At 61.6% G+C, this 584-nt stretch carries 1 protein-coding gene; it reads right to left on the reverse strand.

The window, feature by feature from the left end; all coding sequences use genetic code 11:
• Window positions 1–131: 131 nt before the first annotated feature.
• A partial coding sequence (locus tag OMK64_RS21515; RefSeq protein ID WP_272730163.1) for a zinc-binding dehydrogenase occupies window positions 132–584 on the reverse strand: 453 nt, incomplete at its 5' end.

The raw sequence follows: 584 nt of genomic DNA on the forward strand, positions 1-584 counted from the left end.
ATTGGACCTGACACACCGCTCCCTGTAGGAGCCGGCTTGCCGGCGATGGCGGCGGGTCAGATGAAACATTCTTCATCGATACACCGCCATCGCCGGCAAGCCGGCTCCTACCGTTTTGATCGCGTTGCAATTCAGGCCAAAGATTCGTCGATCACCAACACCAACTTCCCGGAAATCTGGTTGGTCGCCAGCTCGGCAAACGCCGCCTCGGCATCCTTGATCGGGAAGGTCTTGGCCAGTTGCGGGCTCAGCCGCCCTTCAACAAACAACGGCCACACATGCTGGCTCAAGTCACTGAACAGGTCGGCCTTGAACTGATCACTGCGGCTGCGCAGGGTCGAGCCCAACAACTGGATACGCTTGCCCAGTACCTGCGCCAAGTCCAACTGAGCCTCACGGCCGCCCATCAAGCCGATCAATACCCAGCGGCCGTCCAGGGCCAGCAGCTTCAGGTCCAGCGCCGCATAGTTGCCACCGACCGGGTCGAGGATCACATCAAACGGCCCGAAATCCCGCAACCCTTCGAGGCCATCGGTGCGCACCACGCCGCCCTGGGCGCCGAGTTCTTCGCAATAGGCCAGGCG

It is taken from the genome of Cellulomonas fimi, from assembly GCF_028527925.1.
In the GTDB taxonomy this organism is placed as follows: Bacteria; Actinomycetota; Actinomycetes; order Actinomycetales; family Cellulomonadaceae; genus Cellulomonas; species Cellulomonas fimi_C.